Source organism: Citrobacter amalonaticus Y19 (assembly GCF_000981805.1).
Taxonomy (GTDB): Bacteria; Pseudomonadota; Gammaproteobacteria; order Enterobacterales; family Enterobacteriaceae; genus Citrobacter_A; species Citrobacter_A amalonaticus_C.
Map to the genome: position 1 here is coordinate 1,658,509 of NZ_CP011132.1, position 18,245 is coordinate 1,676,753.

19 protein-coding genes are annotated in these 18,245 nt (G+C 55.2%); 10 read left to right on the plus strand and 9 right to left on the minus strand.

Annotated features, from left to right (window positions below; all coding sequences use genetic code 11):
• Window positions 1–56: 56 nt before the first annotated feature.
• The gene (locus F384_RS07430) at window positions 57–1,223 is read left to right on the plus strand and encodes a benzoate/H(+) symporter BenE family transporter (RefSeq protein ID WP_046480919.1); all 1,167 of its coding nucleotides are present in this window, start codon (window positions 57–59) and stop codon (window positions 1,221–1,223) included.
• Here the strand turns inward: F384_RS07430 and F384_RS07435 are convergent.
• A complete protein-coding gene (locus tag F384_RS07435; RefSeq protein WP_046480920.1) occupies window positions 1,206–2,075 on the minus strand; it encodes a helix-turn-helix domain-containing protein in 870 nt (289 codons plus the stop codon). The genes F384_RS07430 and F384_RS07435 overlap by 18 nt on opposite strands.
• 172 nt (window positions 2,076–2,247) lie before the next feature.
• Between F384_RS07435 and F384_RS07440 the strand changes: the two genes are divergently transcribed.
• Window positions 2,248–3,141 carry a DMT family transporter gene (locus F384_RS07440; protein WP_046497874.1) on the plus strand — a complete coding sequence of 298 codons (894 nt, stop codon included), beginning with the start codon at window positions 2,248–2,250 and terminating at the stop codon, window positions 3,139–3,141.
• Between the two features lie 37 nt (window positions 3,142–3,178).
• Here the strand turns inward: F384_RS07440 and F384_RS07445 are convergent, their stop codons facing one another.
• From F384_RS07445 to tehA, 3 genes are all read right to left on the minus strand, one after another.
• Window positions 3,179–3,847, minus strand: coding sequence for a DUF3313 domain-containing protein (locus tag F384_RS07445; RefSeq protein WP_046480921.1), 669 nt, complete (start codon window positions 3,845–3,847; stop codon window positions 3,179–3,181).
• 157 nt (window positions 3,848–4,004) lie between these two features.
• The gene (gene tehB / locus F384_RS07450; RefSeq protein WP_046480922.1) at window positions 4,005–4,601 is read right to left on the minus strand and encodes a tellurite resistance methyltransferase TehB; all 597 of its coding nucleotides are present in this window, start codon (window positions 4,599–4,601) and stop codon (window positions 4,005–4,007) included.
• Window positions 4,598–5,602, minus strand: coding sequence for a dicarboxylate transporter/tellurite-resistance protein TehA (gene tehA, locus F384_RS07455; protein WP_046480923.1), 1,005 nt, complete (start codon window positions 5,600–5,602; stop codon window positions 4,598–4,600). Before tehA ends, tehB begins: the two co-directional genes overlap by 4 nt.
• A 112-nt stretch (window positions 5,603–5,714) precedes the next feature.
• Here tehA and ydcK point away from each other — a divergent pair, with 112 nt between their 5' ends.
• Entirely contained in the window at window positions 5,715–6,695 is a 981-nt protein-coding gene (gene ydcK, locus F384_RS07460; protein WP_046480924.1) for a YdcK family protein, read from the plus strand.
• Here the strand turns inward: ydcK and rimL are convergent.
• A complete protein-coding gene (gene rimL, locus F384_RS07465; RefSeq protein ID WP_046480925.1) occupies window positions 6,687–7,232 on the minus strand; it encodes a 50S ribosomal protein L7/L12-serine acetyltransferase in 546 nt (181 codons plus the stop codon). The genes ydcK and rimL overlap by 9 nt on opposite strands.
• Window positions 7,233–7,415: 183 nt before the next feature.
• Between rimL and F384_RS07470 the strand changes: the two genes are divergently transcribed.
• The 7 genes from F384_RS07470 to F384_RS07500 all read left to right on the plus strand — a co-directional run bounded on the left by F384_RS07470 (window position 7,416) and on the right by F384_RS07500 (window position 12,943).
• Window positions 7,416–8,537, plus strand: a complete 1,122-nt coding sequence (locus tag F384_RS07470; protein WP_046480926.1) for a M42 family metallopeptidase — start codon at window positions 7,416–7,418, stop codon at window positions 8,535–8,537.
• Complete coding sequence (sgcB, locus tag F384_RS07475; protein ID WP_046480927.1) at window positions 8,534–8,812, plus strand: PTS sugar transporter subunit IIB SgcB; 279 nt, start codon at window positions 8,534–8,536, stop codon at window positions 8,810–8,812. Before F384_RS07470 ends, sgcB begins: the two co-directional genes overlap by 4 nt.
• A 12-nt stretch (window positions 8,813–8,824) precedes the next feature.
• On the plus strand, window positions 8,825–10,138 hold the full coding sequence (gene sgcC, locus F384_RS07480; protein ID WP_042318918.1) for a PTS sugar transporter subunit IIC SgcC: 1,314 nt from the start codon (window positions 8,825–8,827) through the stop codon (window positions 10,136–10,138).
• A gap of 12 nt (window positions 10,139–10,150) precedes the next feature.
• Window positions 10,151–10,957, plus strand: coding sequence for a BtpA family protein SgcQ (gene sgcQ, locus F384_RS07485; protein WP_046480928.1), 807 nt, complete (start codon window positions 10,151–10,153; stop codon window positions 10,955–10,957).
• A 118-nt stretch (window positions 10,958–11,075) separates the two neighbouring features.
• Window positions 11,076–11,507 (plus strand): SgcA family PTS sugar transporter subunit IIA, encoded by a 432-nt coding sequence (gene sgcA / locus F384_RS07490; RefSeq protein ID WP_046480929.1) that lies wholly within the window; start codon window positions 11,076–11,078, stop codon window positions 11,505–11,507.
• An 11-nt stretch (window positions 11,508–11,518) separates the two neighbouring features.
• Window positions 11,519–12,151 carry a ribulose-phosphate 3 epimerase family protein gene (locus tag F384_RS07495; RefSeq protein ID WP_046480930.1) on the plus strand — a complete coding sequence of 211 codons (633 nt, stop codon included), beginning with the start codon at window positions 11,519–11,521 and terminating at the stop codon, window positions 12,149–12,151.
• 15 nt (window positions 12,152–12,166) lie between these two features.
• On the plus strand, window positions 12,167–12,943 hold the full coding sequence (locus tag F384_RS07500; protein ID WP_046480931.1) for a DeoR/GlpR family DNA-binding transcription regulator: 777 nt from the start codon (window positions 12,167–12,169) through the stop codon (window positions 12,941–12,943).
• Window positions 12,944–12,991: 48 nt separating this feature from the next.
• On the opposite strand, the gene F384_RS07505 is transcribed toward F384_RS07500, so the two are convergent.
• The 4 genes from F384_RS07505 to F384_RS07520 all read right to left on the minus strand — a co-directional run bounded on the left by F384_RS07505 (window position 12,992) and on the right by F384_RS07520 (window position 18,158).
• The gene (locus F384_RS07505) at window positions 12,992–13,216 is read right to left on the minus strand and encodes a YdcH family protein (RefSeq protein WP_046480932.1); all 225 of its coding nucleotides are present in this window, start codon (window positions 13,214–13,216) and stop codon (window positions 12,992–12,994) included.
• 166 nt (window positions 13,217–13,382) lie between these two features.
• Window positions 13,383–15,038, minus strand: a complete 1,656-nt coding sequence (locus tag F384_RS07510; RefSeq protein ID WP_046480933.1) for a glucan biosynthesis protein D — start codon at window positions 15,036–15,038, stop codon at window positions 13,383–13,385.
• A gap of 222 nt (window positions 15,039–15,260) precedes the next feature.
• A complete protein-coding gene (locus F384_RS07515) occupies window positions 15,261–16,769 on the minus strand; it encodes a carboxylesterase/lipase family protein (protein WP_046497879.1) in 1,509 nt (502 codons plus the stop codon).
• Window positions 16,770–16,814: 45 nt separating this feature from the next.
• Entirely contained in the window at window positions 16,815–18,158 is a 1,344-nt protein-coding gene (locus F384_RS07520; protein WP_046480934.1) for a VOC family protein, read from the minus strand.
• Window positions 18,159–18,245: the final 87 nt, after the last annotated feature.

Genomic DNA, 18,245 nt, shown 5'->3' on the forward strand with positions numbered 1-18,245 from the left:
CGTTATAACGCCCAGATGCTAGATTAAACGACCGTTATAACGCACGAGAGGGGCTTATGCGTTCATTCTCCATGCCATTACCCACACTGCTTTCTGGATTTGTCGCCGTACTGGTTGGCTATGCCAGTTCTGCGGCCATCATCTGGCAGGCCGCCGTGGCGGCGGGCGCCAGCACAACACAAATTGCCGGCTGGATGACCGCCCTTGGTATCGCGATGGGTGCCAGCACGCTGCTCTTAACGCTCTGGTATCGCGCCCCGGTACTGACGGCGTGGTCGACGCCCGGTGCGGCGCTGCTGGTGACAGGACTCCAGGGACTGACGCTGCCGGAAGCGATTGGCGTGTTTATCATCGCGAACACGTTAATTGTGTTATGTGGCGTGACGGGATTATTCGCCCGTCTGATGCAGGTGATCCCCCACTCGCTGGCAGCGGCGATGCTGGCCGGGATTTTGCTCCGCTTTGGCCTGCAGGCTTTTGCCAGTCTCGATGACCAGTTTCTGCTTTGTGGCGGTATGCTGCTGGCGTGGCTGATAATGAAGAGGATTGCGCCGCGCTACGCGGTCATTGCGGCACTGATTGCCGGCGCGGTCATTGCGCTACTCGAAGGTGACATTGTCACCTCTTCGTTGGCGATGACGCCGGTATTACCCACTTTCATTGCCCCGCAGTTTTCGCTGGCCCACAGTCTGGGCATTGCCGTACCGCTCTTTCTGGTGACGATGGCGTCACAAAATGCCCCCGGCGTGGCGACCATGAAAGCCGCAGGATACGACGTCCCCGTTTCGCCCCTGATCGTTGTCACCGGTTTGCTGGCACTGCTGTTTTCTCCTTTTGGTGTCTATTCCATTTGCATTGCCGCCATCACGGCGGCGATTTGTCAGAGTCCGGATGCCCATCCGGATGCAACTAAACGCTGGCTGGCCGCCGCGGCTGCCGGGATGTTCTATCTGTTAGCCGGCGTTTTTGGCAGTTCAATTACCGGCATGATGGCAGCCCTGCCGACGAGCGGTATTCAGATGCTGGCCGGACTGGCGCTGCTGGGGACGATTTCGGGCAGTTTGTATCAGGCGTTGAACCATGAGAGTGAGCGTGATGCCGCCGTGGTGACGTTTCTGCTCACCGCCAGTGGGCTGACGCTGTGGGGTGTGGGTTCGGCATTCTGGGGACTGATAGCGGGTGGAGTCTGCTACACCGTCTTACGACTAACCCGACGCGCGTAGCTGCGTCGGCGTTTTGCCCGTCACCTGCTTAAAGCGATTGCTGAAGTGGCTTGGCGAACTGAATCCGCAGGCCAGGGCAATCTCCGTTAACGGACGCTGTGAGTGGCAGACCAGCTGCTTTGCCACAGCCATCCGGCGCTGCATGACGTACTGATGCGGTGCCATTTTCATCGACTGGCGGAACATTCTGGCAAAATGAAATTCACTCAGTGCCGCTTCATACGCCAGATCGGCTAGCGTCAACGGTTCTGCCAGGTGGGCGTCGATATAGGCCAGCACATTGCGCAACGTCACCGGCGCAAGTCCGCCCGTTACCGTCGGCAATCGCCACTGCACATTGCTGTAGTGCTGAATAATGTGGGTCATCAGAAGTGATGACGCGGCGCTGAGCGTCAGGTGATTCGCGGGTTGATGCCAGTCGTTACCCAGCAAAAACTGTCGGTAGACTGCCGTAATGCCCGGATCGTTGCCAAACGTCCGTTCATCCAGCGTAAAGCGGTAAGGGCTTTTATCCCAGACCTTTTCTCCGACTTCACGCAAATGCGCGTCGGTGCAGTAGAGATGCACGAACGAGAGGTCGTCACGGATATCCCAGGTAGATTCACTCTCTTTTGGCAACAGGCAAAAGCGGTCCGGCCCGCCGCCATTTTTCCAGCCGAAGGCCGTTTTCTGGTAGCTCTCGTAGCCATCCGCCACATACAGACTGAGCGTGTGATGATCGCAATACTGTGTGATGGTATCGCGCTTGTTCGACCATGCCGCCAACTGGACGCCCGAGCGCAACTCGACCGACTCCTGCAACACGGCATTGTGCTGACTCAATTTTTCAAAGGCATCGTAAGACCGGGTCATACCACCACATAAACACTGTTATTCAGGCGTTCAGTCTATCGCAGGTCACTGCGGTTACCACCCGCCCGACAGAAAAAAGCGCAAGATTTTGCAAGTATCCCGCAAATCGATGAAAGCACGCCACCCCCGGGATCGGCGACAGTGAATTATCGGGTTAGAAGAGAGAACAATGATGAACGCACTATTGTATTGTCTGGTTGTGGTTATCTGGGGTACCACATGGATTGCCATTTATTTGCAGCAGGGCCCCGTTGCTGCGCCGGTCTCGATTTTCTGGCGCTTTGCGGTGGCGACGGCATTGATGCTGGTCATCATGCGGGTACGTGGAAAGCTGCGGACGCTGTCGTTACGTGACCATCTGTTCTGCCTGCTGCAAGGGAGTTGCGTCTTCTGCTTCAACTTCTGGTGTTTTTACACCGCGGCGGCCTGGATCAATACCGGACTGGAGTCGGTTATCTTTTCTATGGCGGTGCTGTTTAACGCAGTGAACAGTTTCTTCTTCTTTGGGCAAAAACCCCCGCTGCGTTTTTATTGCGCCGCCGCGCTGGGACTCACCGGTATCGTCACCCTCTTCTGGCAGGATCTGATAAACAGCGGCTTTAGCGGATCGTTGCTGCTCGGCATTGGTCTGAGCGCACTGGGGACGTTTGGTTTTTCGCTGGGAAATATGATAAGCCTGCGCCATCAGAGGAAAGGTCTGGAAGTGATGACCACCAACAGTTGGGCCATGCTGTATGGCACGCTGCTGATTGCGACAATAGCGCTGGTGCGGGGGGATAATTTTACCCCGCAGTGGACCTTCAGCTATCTCGGCGCTCTGCTGTATCTGGCCGTTTTCGGGTCGGTCATCGCTTTTGGCGCCTACTTTACGCTGGTGGGACGAATTGGCCCGAGCAATGCGGCCTACAGCACGCTGCTCTTTCCGCTGGTTGCGCTGTCATTTTCTACGGTTTACGAAGGCTATATCTGGCAGATAAATGCGGTGGCGGGGCTGGTTCTGATTCTGGTGGGAAACCTGGTGATGTTTGCCCGCCCACCGGCACTTTTGCGCCGCCGGACGGCGTAATTAAAAAAACGCGCCATCAAACGATGGCGCGTAGCAATTATTTCCGGTTTATGTCAAACATGGAGGCATCTGTCGCCATGTCATCAACCACTTTCTTCAACGTTTCAAACGCCATCGGCGTGTTCTGGTTGTTCAGGTCTTTCCCTTCACCCTGACGAACGACTTTAATCACCGGCTTATTGGTCGCCGCATCGATTAACTCGCCTTCAAAGTAGAGATGGGTGTCCATGGTACGGTGACCGGTTGCCATTTGCGTACCGGCAACCACCAGTGCCACAGGCACCACTTCATAGAACTGCAACCCTTCTTTACTGGTATCCACCCCGGTGATCGCACCACGGAAGATCAGACTGCGTGGTCCCGGCGTCGTGACCAGCGGCTTACGTTGGCTGACGGCCGTTTTCAGTTTTGTATTGGTATAATTCAGCAACTGATCCAGCACCTTCTGACCGACCTGAGTGCTCGGTTTTGGTACCGGATAATAGGTTATTGGATTCCAGACAATGTTGTCATATTTGGTTTCGCTATAGCCGGGATCGACCCAACGTAGCACCGGATGCCCGGTGGCGGATTTTGTTTCCTTAAGACCAGAGTAGTCTTTTAAAAAACCAGAATATTTATCTGGCTGTGTCACCTTTGACGCACAACCGGATAAGGCCAGTAAACCAGTAAGCACTGCAACTTTAAATAAAGTATGAGTACGCATGAAACGATCCCTTAGAATATGCAGATATGCATTTGAAATAGTAGCAAAGGGAAATCATCTGCGTTGGACTAAAAATGGTAACCAAAGCACAATTTATTTCAGAGCGCCCCTATTTAGGAAAAACACTGGGCGCTGAGGAGGTTAGCGGCGCTTTCGCTTAGGCCGTTTTGCGTGCCAGCAGCGTGGCGAAACGCAGTTTAATTCGGTTGCCGTTGGCATCAGTACGATGCAGTTCACCGACATCTTCATTATATTTCAGCAATTCCCAGCCTTCGTAATAACGACGCAGTTCCCCTTCTTTAAAAGCAAACGGGAATCCTACCGTGCACGGAAAATCAGCGGTATCCATGGCGGCAACAATCAGGTTATAACCGCCTGGTTTGGTGCAACGCTGCATATTGTCGATTAAACCCGGAATCGTTTTGGCCTCGAGGAACATCAGAACCACGGTGGAGAGAATAAAGTCATATTCGCCCTCAAACGTCAGGGCGTTGAGATCCACCACTTTCGCCTGGAGAGTGTCCAGCCCTTCAGCCGCTTTGATACGTTCGACGTTGGCGATGCTCATCGGGTTTTTATCCCACGCGGTCACGTCGTAACCCTTCGCCGCCAGATACAGACTGTTACGGCCATTGCCACAGCCTAAATCCAGCGTTTTTCCTGGTTTGACGACCTTCACCGCCTCCAGAACTTCTGAGTGCGTGCGGGTTAAGTCGTATTTTTCAGTGAAGTAATTTTCGTCACGAAGGGTCATTTTTTATCCTCTGATTTCAGTAATGCCGCGCGCTCTGTGCGAATGAGCAGTTTTCCCTGCAGCAGCAGTGCGAACGTGCGTACCAGCAATAACGCGATAATAACATTGGTAAAGATGAACAACGGCACCGCCAGCGTGTGAAAAAAGCCAGCGGGACTGGCGTGGCCGAGATGCAACCCGGTGGTGGCCAGCGCCGACACGCCGAACGAGAAACTCCAGAATGAGGCGTTAAACGGTTGCGACAGATACCAGGGCATCAGGCGCAGCATAAACAGAAGTTGCAGCAGACCGTAGCCAAATAGCATTTTCGCCAGCGTGTCGCCCTCGCCGCCGTTGACGCTCAGCCAGGCGCTACAGGCCACCAGCGCAGGCGCAAGCTGGATCCCAAGCGACGTCCGCATAGCTGTGGGTAATTCACCGGCGCTGCGCAGACGTTGCAATATCACCGGTTCCAGGCTCAGCCAGGAAAAAACGCCCGCCCCTAAAAAGACCAGTCCGGCATCGGTATAGCCTAATGCGCCGCAGGCCATCGCGCTGATAAAGTTGTTCGCGACCGTCGGTAAATAGAGTCCGGGTGTTGTCGCCTCTTGTGGATGCGAACCGCGCCACAATCCGGCGGTCTGCCACGCGGCATAAACCAGTTGAATAACGACCCCGACGCAAAACAGACCTATCGCCAGCGGACGACACCACGGGACAAAACCAATCGCCACCAGCATCGTGGTGGCCGGAAACAGGCTGACAAAACTGCTCATCACCGGATGGCGAATCTCGGCAATCACGCTGTGCGGGAAACGGATCAGACGCGTGATAAACGCCAGCGTCAACAGCCCCCATATTATTATCGCCAGAATCACCAGTCCATCGCCAAACCAGGGGCTGACAGGCCAGATCTGGCTGGCATAGCGCCAGGCAAAGCCCATTCCAATCGTCCCAAGGACCATGCCAAAGTAACCGGCGGGAAGATTCAGGACGCGATCGCGACTCTCGTTGTTGCTCATTTTGTTTAATTTATAAAGTATATTTGAAAAGCATTTTATGGAATTTTATCCGCGTTAGCCAGTGCCGCAGAATTTGCTACGGTTATAGTAAGCGACTAAACGGAATGCCTTCATGCGTAAATACCGACTCAGCGACGAACCGCGCGCGTTCAGTTATCTGGATAATGGCAATAAAAAGAGCGTTTTACTACGCCAGATTATCGCACTTGCTGATTTTAATGATGTGAAAGCCGGTAACGCGGGCGGCTGGATTGATAACGAAAGCGTGCTGGCTCACTCCGGGAATTGTTGGATTTACGACGAAAACACGCTGGCCTTCGCGGGCTGTACAATATCGGGCAATGTGCGTATCACCCAGCCCTGCCTTCTGCGCGACAACGTTCGCATCAGCGATAACGTCTGGATTGACCACGCGGAACTCAGTCACGGCGCCATAATTAGTGACAACGTCACGATTCAGTCATCCACGGTTCGCGGCGACTGCCACCTGTTTGGCGACGCGCGGATCCTGCAACAATCAGAAATCGTCGCGGCGCGCGGACTGACCGTCGAGCGCGATCGGATCCTGCAAGTGTATGACCGCGCCACAGTCATCAATTCGCGCATTGTCCACCAGGCACAAATCTATGGTGACGCCATCATCAGCTACGCGTTTATTGAGCATCGGGCCGAAGTTTTCGATGACGCGCTGATTGAAGGTAATGACGAAAACAACGTCTGGATTTGCGATTGTGCGAAAGTCTACGGTCGGGCGCAGGTGATCGCCGGCACGGGCGACGATGAAATCCCCACCCTGCGCTACAGCTCACAGGTGGCGGAGCAGGCGCGAGTGGAAGGCAATTGTGTTCTTAAACATCACGTGCTGGTAGGCGGAAACGCCGTGCTGCGCGGCGGTCCCATTTTGCTCGACGATCACATTCTGATTGAAGGCGATGCGCGCATTCTCGGTGAGGTGTTAATTGAAAATCACATCGACATCCGTGGAAACACCACCGTTGAGGCCGCCACAGGCGATGCCATTCACCTGCGTGGCCCAAAGGTGTTTAACGGCGATCGGCATATCACCCGCACACCGCTGATTGGTTCACTGTAGGGACGAATCGATGATCCGTGCATACAGGTTAACATCGTCATAGTGACCGTTCAGAAACTCCGCCTGCTTCAGACAGCCTTCCAGCGCAAAGCCATTGCGCTGCGCGACATGATTGCTTGCCAGATTATTCACCCGACATTTGATCACAAAGCGGCGGATTTCGCCTCGCCCGGCATAGTGGTGAATAAACGCCTGCAACGCGCGCGACAGGATCCCTTTCCCCTGCTGCGTTTCGTCGATCCAGTAACCGATGTAAGCGGCTTTATTCACCGGTTCAATCTGATTAAACGACAGCACGCCCAGCATCTCATCGCCGTCAAAAATGAGGAACATTTTGGCGTAGCCTCGCTGATGCAGCATCATATTGCCCTGCACCGTTTTGCGCGTATCCTCTTCCGTATTGACGTATTGCGGCCAGTCTAAGGACTGCTGTAGCCAGGCGCTGTTCTTACGAACCAGTTGATGCAACCCGGCGACGTGACATTCATCAACAGCCCGAAGATGCAGCGTCTCATTGACCTCAATAATTTCGCTCACCCTTTTGCTTCCTCCTTTGTCAGACATTCATCAGCATTGAGCGTTTTTATTCTACTTTCCTCACATTATTTTTTATTTCCTTTGTTTTCTCTATTTCCACGTGAAGTTGCTCACAATTATTCGCCCAGCCAGCGCCTATAAAACGCTCAACGAGTGATTGTTTTATCTTCAACGGAGATCCTTATGTCATTTTCTGTGCAGGAAACACTGTTCTCGCTTTTGCATCTCAATGCCGTTTCTGGACATGAAAACAGCGTCGCTGAGGTCATGCTACGCGAATTTAAACGTCAGGCAAAAGAGGTCTGGCGCGATCGGTTGGGAAATGTCGTCGCCCGTTACGGCAGTGATAACCCGAACGCCTTGCGACTGATGATGTTTGCCCATATGGATGAAGTTGGCTTTATGGTGCGCAAAATTGAGCCGTCAGGATTTTTGCGCTTCGAACGCGTGGGCGGCCCGGCGCAGGTCACTATGTCCGGTTCGGTCGTCACCCTCGCCGGGGATAACGGCCCGGTGATGGGATGCATTGGCATTAAGGCGTACCACTTCGCAAAGGGGGATGAACGCACACAGTCACCTTCCGTCGATAAACTGTGGATTGATATCGGCGCGAAAGATAAAGCCGATGCCCTGCGCATGGGCATCCAGGTCGGCACCCCGGTTACGCTGTATAACCCACCGCAGCTGCTGGCAAACGATCTGGTGTGCAGCAAAGCGCTGGACGATCGTCTGGGCTGCACTGCGCTATTGGGCGTGGCGGATGCCATCGGCAATGCGCCGCTGGATATCGCCGTTTATCTGGTCGCGTCCGTGCAGGAAGAGTTCAACATTCGTGGCATTGTCCCGGTTTTACGCCGCGTTAAGCCGGATCTCGCCATCGGCATTGATATCACGCCGTCCTGCGATACGCCGGATCTGCATGACTATTCCGAGGTCCGGGTGAATCAGGGCGTGGGCATCACCTGCCTGAACTATCACGGGCGTGGCACGCTGGCGGGCCTCATTACTCCGCCACGCCTTATCCGAATGCTGGAGCAAACGGCCCTTGCGCACCACATTCCCGTACAGCGCGAAGTTGCGCCCGGCGTCATTACCGAAACCGGCTATATCCAGGTTGAGCAGGACGGCATTCCCTGCGCCAGCCTCTCTATCCCTTGTCGCTATACCCACTCTCCGGCGGAGGTCGCCAGTCTGCGCGATTTGACTGACTGCATTCGCTTATTGACCGCCCTGGCTGGCATGCCAGCAGAGCACTTTCCCGTTGAGCCTGATTCAGGCACTACACAAGAGGCAAATCCATTATGAAAAAGATCCTTGTGGCATGCGGTACCGGCATGTCGACGTCAACCATGATTGCGCACAAGTTGCAGGAATACCTTGCCGAGCAAGGCATTGCGGCAAGTACTGCCCAGTGTTGTCTCAATGAGATCCCACTGAATTGTAACGGCATGGACCTGATTGTGACCTCCATGCGCACGAGCAACGATTACGGTGTTCCCACGTTAAACGGCGCGGCCCTGTTAACGGGAATTAACGACGACGCCTTGAAGCAAGAAATCAAAGCACTGTTAACGCAGTAACAAGGAGGCACTATGTTTGACTACATCCTGTCTCTCGGTGGTACCGTTTTTGTCCCCATTATCATGATTGTGATTGGGTTGATCTTCCGTATTCCCTGGCTGCAGGCGATCAAGGCCGGGGTGACGGTAGGGATTGGTTTTGTCGGGATGGGGCTGGTGATCGTGATGGCGATCGACAGCCTCAGCCCTCCCATCAAAGTGATGATTGAACGCTTCGGCCTGACCCTGCATGTGTTTGACGTCGGCGCAGGGCCGGCCTCTGGCGTCGGGTACGCCACCGCCATTGGCGCAATGATTATCCCGATCATTTTTCTGCTCAACGTCGCGATGCTGGTCACCCGCCTGACCAAAACCATGAACGTCGATATCTATAACTACTGGCACTACGCCATTACCGGCACCGTGGTTCAGTTAATGACCGGCAGTCTGATTTATGGCGTGCTGGGGGCCATTTGCCACGCGGCATTGTCGCTGAAAATGGCCGACTGGACGGCTAAGCGCGTGCAGAGCATCGTCGGGCTGGAGGGGATCTCCATCCCGCAGGGCTATGGTTCCAGTTCGGTCCCGCTGTTCGTTCTGCTTGATGCCATCTACGAAAAAATTCCGTTTATGAAGGGACGCAACATTGATGCCCAGGAGATCCAGAAACGCTACGGCATGGTCGGCGATCCGGTCATTATCGGCGTGGTGCTCGGTCTTATCTTTGGTCTCGCAGCGGGTGAAGGCTTTAAAGGCTGCGCCAGCCTGATGATTACCGTCGCGGCGATTATGGTGTTGTTCCCGCGCATGATCCGCCTGATTGTTGAAGGGTTACTGCCCATCTCCGACGGCGCACGGAAATTTTTCCAGAAGCATTTCAAGGGGCGCGAGGTGTACATCGGTCTGGATACCGCCGTTACGCTGGGTCACCCCACCACCATTGCGGTGGGTCTGCTGCTGATCCCCATCATGTTAATTCTCGCCAGCATTTTACCTGGCAACAAAGTGCTGCCGCTTGCCGATCTGCCCGTTGCACCGTTCTTTATCTGTATGGCGACGGTTATCCATCGCGGCGACCTGATTCGCACCTTAATCAGCGGTGTGATTGTGATGGTCACCGTCCTGCTGATCGCCACCCAGTTTGCCCCCTACTTCACCGAAATGGCGCTTAAGGGCGGTTTCAGCTTTGCCGGTGAAAACGCGCAAATCTCTGCGTTGTCCGTGGGCAACATGTTTGGCTGGTCAATCTCGGAGCTGATGTCGCTTGGCATCATTGGCGTCGTCGTGGCGGTGGGTATCGTCGCCAGCGTCGTGCTGTTCTTACGTAAACGTGAACTATCGGAATAAGGAGTACCTTCAATGAGTTGGCTGAAAGAGGTTATTGGTACGGAAAAAGCCGTCATTGCCATGTGCCATTTGCGCGCATTGCCCGGCGACCCGAGCTTTGATGCGCAGAAAGGGATGAACTGGGTGATTGACCGCGCCCGGGACGATCTGCTGGCGCTACAGAATGGCGGCGTGGATGCCGTGATGTTCTCCAACGAGTTTAGCCTTCCCTATCTCACGAAGGTTCGCCCGGAAACCACCGCGGCAATGGCGAGGATTATTGGGCAGTTGATGAGCGAAGTTCGCATCCCGTTTGGCGTCAATGTGTTGTGGGATCCGGTCGCGTCGTTCGATCTGGCCATGGCGACGGGCGCAAAATTCATTCGCGAGATTTTTACCGGTGCCTACGCCAGCGACTTTGGCGTCTGGGACACCAACGTCGGCGAGACCATTCGTCATCAGCATCGCATCGGCGCGGGTGAGGTCAAAACCCTGTTCAATATTGTGCCTGAAGCGGCGGTTTATCTGGGCAATCGCGATATTTGTTCCATTGCGAAATCCACCGTCTTTAACAACCATCCGGACGCCCTCTGCGTCTCTGGCCTGACGGCGGGCGCGCGCACCGACAGTGCTGTGCTTAAGCGAGTTAAAGAGACGGTGCCTGATACCGTGGTGCTGGCGAATACCGGCGTGTGTCTGGAAAACGTTGAGGAACAGCTCAGTATTGCCGACGGTTGCGTAACGGCCACCACCTTTAAAAAGGACGGCGTTTTCGCCAACTTTGTCGATCAGGCACGGGTCAGTCGGTTTATGGAAAAAGTGCATCACATACGGCAATAAAAAAGGGGATAAGCAGAGCGCTTACCCCCGGTAGAACAGCGATCCCTGCCGCCTTCGTCAAAAGTCTCGACGGGGATCGCTATCAGAGTAACCCTAACCGGCAAGGAGTCAACGACTGATGATAAACGATGTTAAGTGGGTACAGGCGCAGCGCAAGGCCAAAGACTGGCGTCAGGCCGTCGAAATCGCCGCTCGCCCGCTGATTACCTTTGGCGCGGCGCAACCGGAGTACGTAGATGGCATTATCGACAACACGCTGAACTGGGGCCCATACTATTTAATTGCCCCTGGTATCGCCTTACCCCATGCGCGCCCCGAACAAGGCGCTTGCCATAATCAGGTCAGCATCACGACGCTTAAAACGCCCGTCGCGTTTGGTCATGAGGAGTGCGATCCGGTCTGGCTGCTGCTGTGCGTCAGCGCGACGGATGCCAATGCGCATATCCTCACCATCCAGCGCATCAGTCAGTTTATTGATTCACCCGAACGACTCGCGGCGGTCCGGGATGCGCAAACCGACGCCGCGCTGTTCGCGCAGATTTGCGGATAACGGAGGCGATGATGATTCTGCACCCTTCTCTTGCGTCGGCAGATCCGCTGCACTACGGGACAACGCTGGCTGCACTCGCCGATGCCGATATTGGCTCCCTGCATCTGGATATCGAAGACAGCAGCTTTATTAACAACATCACTTTTGGCCTCAAAACCGTGCAGGCCGTCGCCCGACAGACGGCGCATCCCCTCTCGTTTCATTTTATGATTTCCCGTCCGCAGACCTGGTTTGCCGCACTGGCCGCGCTCAAACCGGCGTGGATCTTTGTTCATGCCGAGACGCTGGCATACCCTTCTGAAACGTTGGCCGAAATACGGCTTATCGGCGCGAAAGCCGGGCTGGCGTTTAATCCAGCCACGCCCATTGACGCGTATCGCTATCTGGCACCCCACCTGGATGCGGTGATGGTCATGACCAGCGAACCCGATGGAGCAGATCAACAGTTCATTCCCGCCCTGTGTGAGAAGGTCCGTCACGTACGCGAATATTTCCCACAAGCGGCGTGCTGGGCCGACGGGGGTATTACGTTTACCGCTGCACAACATCTGGCGACAGCGGGCGCACAGCATCTTGTCGTGGGACGCGCCCTGTTCTCATCAAATAATTATCACGCCACGTTATCCCGGTTTGCCGGACTGTAAGAGGAGATTGCTTCGATGAGCCAACAGCGCCCTGACCGTATCAAACAGATGCTGCACTATCTGTGGCAACATCGCCATCTCTCTACCCAGCAGGCTATGGAACTGTTTGGTTATGCGGAGGCTACCGTGCGTCGTGATTTCCAGTATATCGCCAGCCAGTATCCCGGCATGATTCGCGGTCACGGCAGCCTGGATTTTGACGACAGCATGGATGACAAAGAGTATGTTTTTGACGTTAAACGGACATTGCAGGCGGAGGCAAAAAAAGAGATTGCCGCCCTTGCCCGCACGATGATCAAAGACGGCGACTGTTTCTTTCTCGATTCCGGCTCTACCTGCCTGGAACTGGCGAAGTGTCTGGCCGATGCGCGGGTGAAAGTCATCTGCAACGACATCAAAATCGCCAACGAGCTGGGCTGTTTTCCGCACGTCGAGAGCTATATCATCGGCGGGCTTATTCGTCCGGGTTATTTTTCGGTGGGTGAGAGCCTGGCGCTGGAGATGATCAATGCGTTTTCAGTAGAACGGGCCTTTATCTCTTGCGATGCGCTGTCGCTGGCGACGGGGATCACCAACGCCACGATGTTCGAAGTCGGCGTTAAAACGCGGATTATTCAACGCGCCCGCGACGTGGTACTGATGGCCGATCATTCAAAGTTTGATGCCGTCGAACCTCACGCGGTGGCCACGCTCTCTTGCATTAAAACGATTATCAGCGACAGTGCGCTCGCGGATGACATTGTGCAGCGATACACCCACGCGGGATGCCACCTGGTATTGCCACATCGCTGAATGACAGGCACAAAAAAGCCGCCAGGACTGGCGGCTCTTAAACGCGGGTTACCCCGCATCAACACTTTCTTTCTGCAGTATTTTGAGCATATCGTCCTTAAGCTGGAGTTTCTGTTTTTTCAGACGAACGACTTCGAGATTGTATCCCCGACCATCGGAACCTTCCAGCCTGGCAATTTCATGATCAAGGTTGTTGTGCTTTTCGAAAAGAGACGAAAAACGAGGATTCTCGGATTTCAGTCGGGAAATCAGATCTCTGTATTCTGGAAACATACGCTCTCCCTGTTAGTGGTAAACCATGTGTATAAGAAATACACACCTTCAGCTTACCCATTTGACTTAGGGAAAAATGCGAACGGGATCGTGTTTAATTCCTGTACAGATATTTCACACGCCTCTCTGTTGACGCCCTTCGCATGACGAAGGGCGTTGGCGCAGATTAACGCATCACGCGATCGTCGACGTAGGTGCGTTTATCCGGTGCAGGCGGGAAATACTGATACAGCCAGGTTTCACTGATCGCTTCTCCCTGGCAGCGCAGGAACATGCGCATATCCACCGGATCGGTCGAGTCAGATGTCGGATACCAGTCAAACTGGATGCGATAGCCGTCAAATGGTTCAACGTAGAGGATCTCAATCTGTTTCGCTTCACCGCTGGAGAGCGTAATCACCGGCTCAATGCCTTTCGGTGCGGCCGCTTTCAGATCGCCACCGACGAAATCAACCGCAAAACGTCGCGCCCATTTCTCCGGAAAGTGCTCACCCGGTGCCCAGCCTTCCGGGAATCCTCCCATACCGGTGCGGGTCGCCATCACGCGCGCCAGCGGCGAACGGACTGGCGGCTGCGCGCTCCAGTACAGACGGTATTTGTATTCCAGCTCATCACCCGCTTTGATGGCTTTTTCCGGCTGCCAGAAACAGACCACGTTATCCAGCGTTTCGCCAGTCGTCGGGATCTCCATCAGGCCGATAGTGCCTTTGCCCCACCGGTTACGCGGTTCAACCCACAGGCTTGGACGTTTGTTGTACCAGCCCATGATGTCCTGATAGTGGGTAAAATCGCGATCCAGTTGCAGCAGGCCGAACCCTTTCGGGTTGTTATCGGTATAGGCGTTGAATTGCAGCTTCTGCGGATTGTTCAGCGGGCGGCAGATCCACTCGCCGTTACCCCGCCACATCGCCAGACGATCGGAGTCGTGGATCTGCGGGTGGATGGTGTCGCACATGCGGCGTTCGTTATTGCCGCAGCTGAACATACTGGTCATCGGCGCGATGCCCAACTGTTTGATGTCTTTGCGGGCATAGAGACGGTTTTCGACATCCATGATCACCTGGCTCTTTTCGCAGTGAATCACGAACTTATAGGCACCGGTGATGCTCGGACTGTCCAGCAGCGCGTACACGGTAAACGTGGTGGCACCGGGTTTCACCGTATCGAACCAGAAGGCGGTGAAGTCCGGGAACTCTTCTTTGGTGTCGGCGTAAGTGTCTATCGCCAGACCGCGCGCGGAGAGCCCGTACTGGTAGGTATCATCAACCGCGCGGAAATAGCTTGCGCCGAGGAAGGAGACGACGTCGCGACGCGCCAGTTCAGGCGCTTTGAAGACGCGAAAACCGGCAAAGCCGAGATCGGTTTGTCCTTCCAGTTGCCGGGTATCAACACCGGCATCATTGTATTTAAACAGTTCCGGGCGGAAGTGGATCTCACGCGCCAGATGGGTGCTGGAATCCACGGAGAACATGCGCACGCGGCGACGAAAGCCCATCCCGACGTGGAAGAACTGCGCATCCAGTTGGCGGTCTTCGACGTTGTTCCACAGCGATTGCGCGGCATCGTACTGAATGCTGTTGTAGGCCTGCGGCGTCAGATTCGCCAGCGTATTGGGCAACGCGCGCGGCGCACCGCCCCACGGCTTCTGCGCGAGATCGTGCGCCATGGATTGCAGTACGGAAAAATCAAAGCGGACGGTTTGCCCGTCCGCAATGTCGGATTCCGCCGCATAAGCTGCGCGGGTGAAGAGTGAAGCAAACCCGCTGGTACCGCACACGGCGGCCATTGCCATTGAACCTTTAATAAATCGTCTGCGATTCATACCTGAAAGTAAATCCTTCTGGTCTCATGTGAAGGGTCCCGCGCTGGCGCTCGACAGCGGCAAGAAGATGCATAATTCTGACCGCTCACTCTAGACAAAATTCATTAAGAATCCAATTGTTGGCCGCTGATTATCGCCACAAAACGGAAAATATTTCGTGTCGATGGGAACAGACTGATTCCCACGTAAATTTTCCCGCCCCCTCTTTCAACGTATGCAAAGCTAGTCGAGACTGACGTGATGGGCCATCACTCGTTTAAAGAGCGAAAGCCGCGCCCGCATAAACCGGTTCTCAACTTTAAACCCGGCGAACTTATTCAGCCCAATGCGTAACAGACGATCGCGGCCCTGAATACAGGCAGGCCAGCGAACCGGTCCGTGAAGCACATCGCAGGTCCGGCTGGCATGACGGGCGAAATTGACCCAGTAATCTGCAACGTGGGCGGCAAAGTCGAGATCGTTAGCATTCACGTAATTGCGCGAGGGTTCAGCGAGCATCAAGGTATCAAAAACATAGGGCACTTCATTGCCATGCCAGGCGCCGTTGGCGTAAGTGTGATGCTCCGATTCCGCGACGTAATCGAACCAGTAACGCCAGCACGGCTCGCCGACCCGCTGCTGCGCCTGCATCACCACATAACCCAGTGCCGTAAACGCCATATCCCGACACACCTGCCGCCCCAGTTCCTCATCGCCCTTCACACCCGGATACAGCAGTTTAATCAGGCCGAGCCCCAGTCGACGTTCACGGCGCAGTTTCTGAATTTGCCCGGCAAGGTCAACGCCGAAGACCGCCATCACGCTGGCTTCATCGCTGTTAGAACCAATCATGATGGGCATCGGGTGTTGTCTGGCGGCAAAAAAGACGTCAAGCATCGGTTCCGGCAGGATTGCATCGCCGGAAATGGGCGTCGGCGCAATTTTATACGGCGCACCCAGCGGCCAGAATACCTCCGCCGGAATAGCGCGAAGCTGTTCCGCCGTCGCGTTCTGCAAGCCAAAGTGCTCTGCCAGCGCAACGCCGTTTTCCAGGGCAATTTCGCGAGGCGTGTCCGGCAGCGTATAACCACTCTGCACAATCGCTTTATGAAACAGCCCTTTTCCGCGCGGCGAAGCGAGCAGCGAGAGTACGCTGCGCGCCCCGGCTGACTCACCAAACAGAGTAACATTTTGCGGATCGCCGCCGAACGCGGCAATGTTTTCCTGTACCCAGCGCAGCGCGGCAATCTGGTCGAGCAGCGCAAAGTTATTGAGGCGCTCGCCCTCTTCGCCTTCCAGCGCCGGATGGGCGAAAAAGCCGAGATGACCGAGGCGATAGTTGACGGTAACGATAACCACGCCACGCCTCGCCAGCGCAGCGCCGTCATAAGGCGGCAGATTACCGGCACCAATGGTGTAACCGCCGCCGTGCAGCCAGACCATCACCGGAAGCGGCTGATGACGTTCCGCCGGGGACCAGACGTTAAGATAGAGACAATCTTCAGAAAAAGCGCCGGGATCGCCGCCGCCCAACTCTTTGCAGTACTCAATGTCCTGCCAGCTTGCGCTGGAGAAGGTACTGGCGTCACGAATCCCGGACCAGGGGCTGACCGGTTGAGGGGCCCGCCAGCGTCGTTCGCCCGTCGGCGGCGCGGCGTAAGGAATACCGCGCCAGAGGTGGATGTCATCCTGTACGACACCCATCAACTGGCCCTGCACCGTTTCAATCAGTGGAATAGTGGGATTGACCATGTCCATGTTTACCCGTTAATCGCAGATCCCTACAGGATACCTGGATTAAAGCAGGCCGCAACGCCGTTTGCTGCGTTCTTCCGCCTCCTGATACAGCACAAACTCGTCAAAGACCGGACAACCCAGCGCCTGCTCAAAGGCCTCGCGACTGGCATTGCCATGGCTGCGCGCCTGAGTTTCATTGCCCAGATTTGACTGGAAAATCCCCGCCGCGCTGACCGGCAGGAAATCTTCATAGGTAATGGGCTGCGCCTGTACCCAGCCGCGTTCAATGTGCGGTTGCGGATCGTCGCCGGGATGAATCGCCTTGCGGTGCGCTTCGCCTGACGGTGTCAGACGATAGCGGAACCAGGCCAGTCCCTGCTGGCGTAACAGAAATTCGCTGTCCGGAAACGTGCGAAACACCTCCTGCAGGTGCAACTGGTGCGTCAGATTATCTTTACCTGTACCGGCGTTACGTAATAATTCATCGTACAGCTGACGCCCTTTCACCGTCAGCGCCACGCCGCGCTGTTCTATCTCACCGAAGCGGGCTGTGTGCGTCCCCTGCATTTCGCCGGCAAACAGCACTGGTTCTTCCAGCGCTTTGAAGCTGGTCTGGCGCAGCAGAATGGGCACGTCGCGGCGCGGTGGACCTTCGATAAGAATTTTCGGTTCAATGCCGCATTCCGGCATCATCGATTGCACCCGATCGATATCCAGCGTTCTGGGCGTCAGATGGTTAATGTGGCAGCCGGGGAAACAGACCACATCGGCGATCAGCCGATGTTCGTTATGTAACGCATGATAGGTTTGTTCATCCACGGTGGCATGGCGATGCCAGCGGAAGGTTTCCAGCGCTTCTTTCACAAACTCGCGCGTCTGTGCCGCGTTAAACCCATTCTGACTGTCCCAGACGTCGAGCAGTTCACGACAGCGTGGCGTAAAGATATCGCGTTGCGCGAGGATCGCCGCCGCGCGCTGGCGTAGCGCAGCATTTTCAATCAGTTCAAGACGCAGCAACGAGGTAAAGACGCGAAACGGATTTCGCGACAGCGAAGCATCGTCAACGGGACGAAATGCCGTTGAGTGCACCGGCACCCCGGCCTGAGAGAGATCGTAATAGCTGACCGGGAACATCCCCATGATGGCAAACATGCGGCGCAGCGTGGACAGTTCCTCTGGGGTACCAACGCGAATAGCGCCATGACGTTCCACATTGAGGCGCGCCAGTTCATCCGCATTGGCCAGTTTTTCATGCAGCGTAGGGTTATTTTCGAGGACCGCCAGATTCACATCCGCCACCAGTTCCAGCAGCGTGCCGTACTGCGGAACTTCCTGCTGGTACATGGCTGACATTGCCTGCGAAAAGTGTTCCCGAATCTCATCTGCCGTGATGGTGTTCGCCATAATGTCATGCCTCCAGTGAATGTTACCTGGAGTGTAGGAAACACCATTCACTCTGGGGGGAAGAATTTACAAAGTGTGATCTCACCT

Excerpts from the sequence above, each read along its gene's own strand:
- sgcB (WP_046480927.1), top strand. The coding sequence starts at position 8,534 with ATGAAAAAGATCCTTGTGGCATGCGGTACCGGCATGTCGACGTCAACC.
- ydcK (WP_046480924.1), top strand. The coding sequence starts at position 5,715 with ATGCGTAAATACCGACTCAGCGACGAACCGCGCGCGTTCAGTTATCTG.
- F384_RS07505 (WP_046480932.1), bottom strand. The coding sequence starts at position 13,216 with ATGTTTCCAGAATACAGAGATCTGATTTCCCGACTGAAATCCGAGAAT.
- tehA (WP_046480923.1), bottom strand. The coding sequence starts at position 5,602 with ATGAGCAACAACGAGAGTCGCGATCGCGTCCTGAATCTTCCCGCCGGT.
- F384_RS07445 (WP_046480921.1), bottom strand. The coding sequence starts at position 3,847 with ATGCGTACTCATACTTTATTTAAAGTTGCAGTGCTTACTGGTTTACTG.
- F384_RS07495 (WP_046480930.1), top strand. The coding sequence starts at position 11,519 with ATGATTCTGCACCCTTCTCTTGCGTCGGCAGATCCGCTGCACTACGGG.
- F384_RS07510 (WP_046480933.1), bottom strand. The coding sequence starts at position 15,038 with ATGAATCGCAGACGATTTATTAAAGGTTCAATGGCAATGGCCGCCGTG.
- F384_RS07520 (WP_046480934.1), bottom strand. The coding sequence starts at position 18,158 with ATGGCGAACACCATCACGGCAGATGAGATTCGGGAACACTTTTCGCAG.
- F384_RS07515 (WP_046497879.1), bottom strand. The coding sequence starts at position 16,769 with ATGGTCAATCCCACTATTCCACTGATTGAAACGGTGCAGGGCCAGTTG.
- sgcQ (WP_046480928.1), top strand. The coding sequence starts at position 10,151 with ATGAGTTGGCTGAAAGAGGTTATTGGTACGGAAAAAGCCGTCATTGCC.
- sgcA (WP_046480929.1), top strand. The coding sequence starts at position 11,076 with ATGATAAACGATGTTAAGTGGGTACAGGCGCAGCGCAAGGCCAAAGAC.
- F384_RS07440 (WP_046497874.1), top strand. The coding sequence starts at position 2,248 with ATGAACGCACTATTGTATTGTCTGGTTGTGGTTATCTGGGGTACCACA.
- F384_RS07500 (WP_046480931.1), top strand. The coding sequence starts at position 12,167 with ATGAGCCAACAGCGCCCTGACCGTATCAAACAGATGCTGCACTATCTG.
- sgcC (WP_042318918.1), top strand. The coding sequence starts at position 8,825 with ATGTTTGACTACATCCTGTCTCTCGGTGGTACCGTTTTTGTCCCCATT.
- F384_RS07435 (WP_046480920.1), bottom strand. The coding sequence starts at position 2,075 with ATGACCCGGTCTTACGATGCCTTTGAAAAATTGAGTCAGCACAATGCC.
- F384_RS07470 (WP_046480926.1), top strand. The coding sequence starts at position 7,416 with ATGTCATTTTCTGTGCAGGAAACACTGTTCTCGCTTTTGCATCTCAAT.
- F384_RS07430 (WP_046480919.1), top strand. The coding sequence starts at position 57 with ATGCGTTCATTCTCCATGCCATTACCCACACTGCTTTCTGGATTTGTC.
- tehB (WP_046480922.1), bottom strand. The coding sequence starts at position 4,601 with ATGACCCTTCGTGACGAAAATTACTTCACTGAAAAATACGACTTAACC.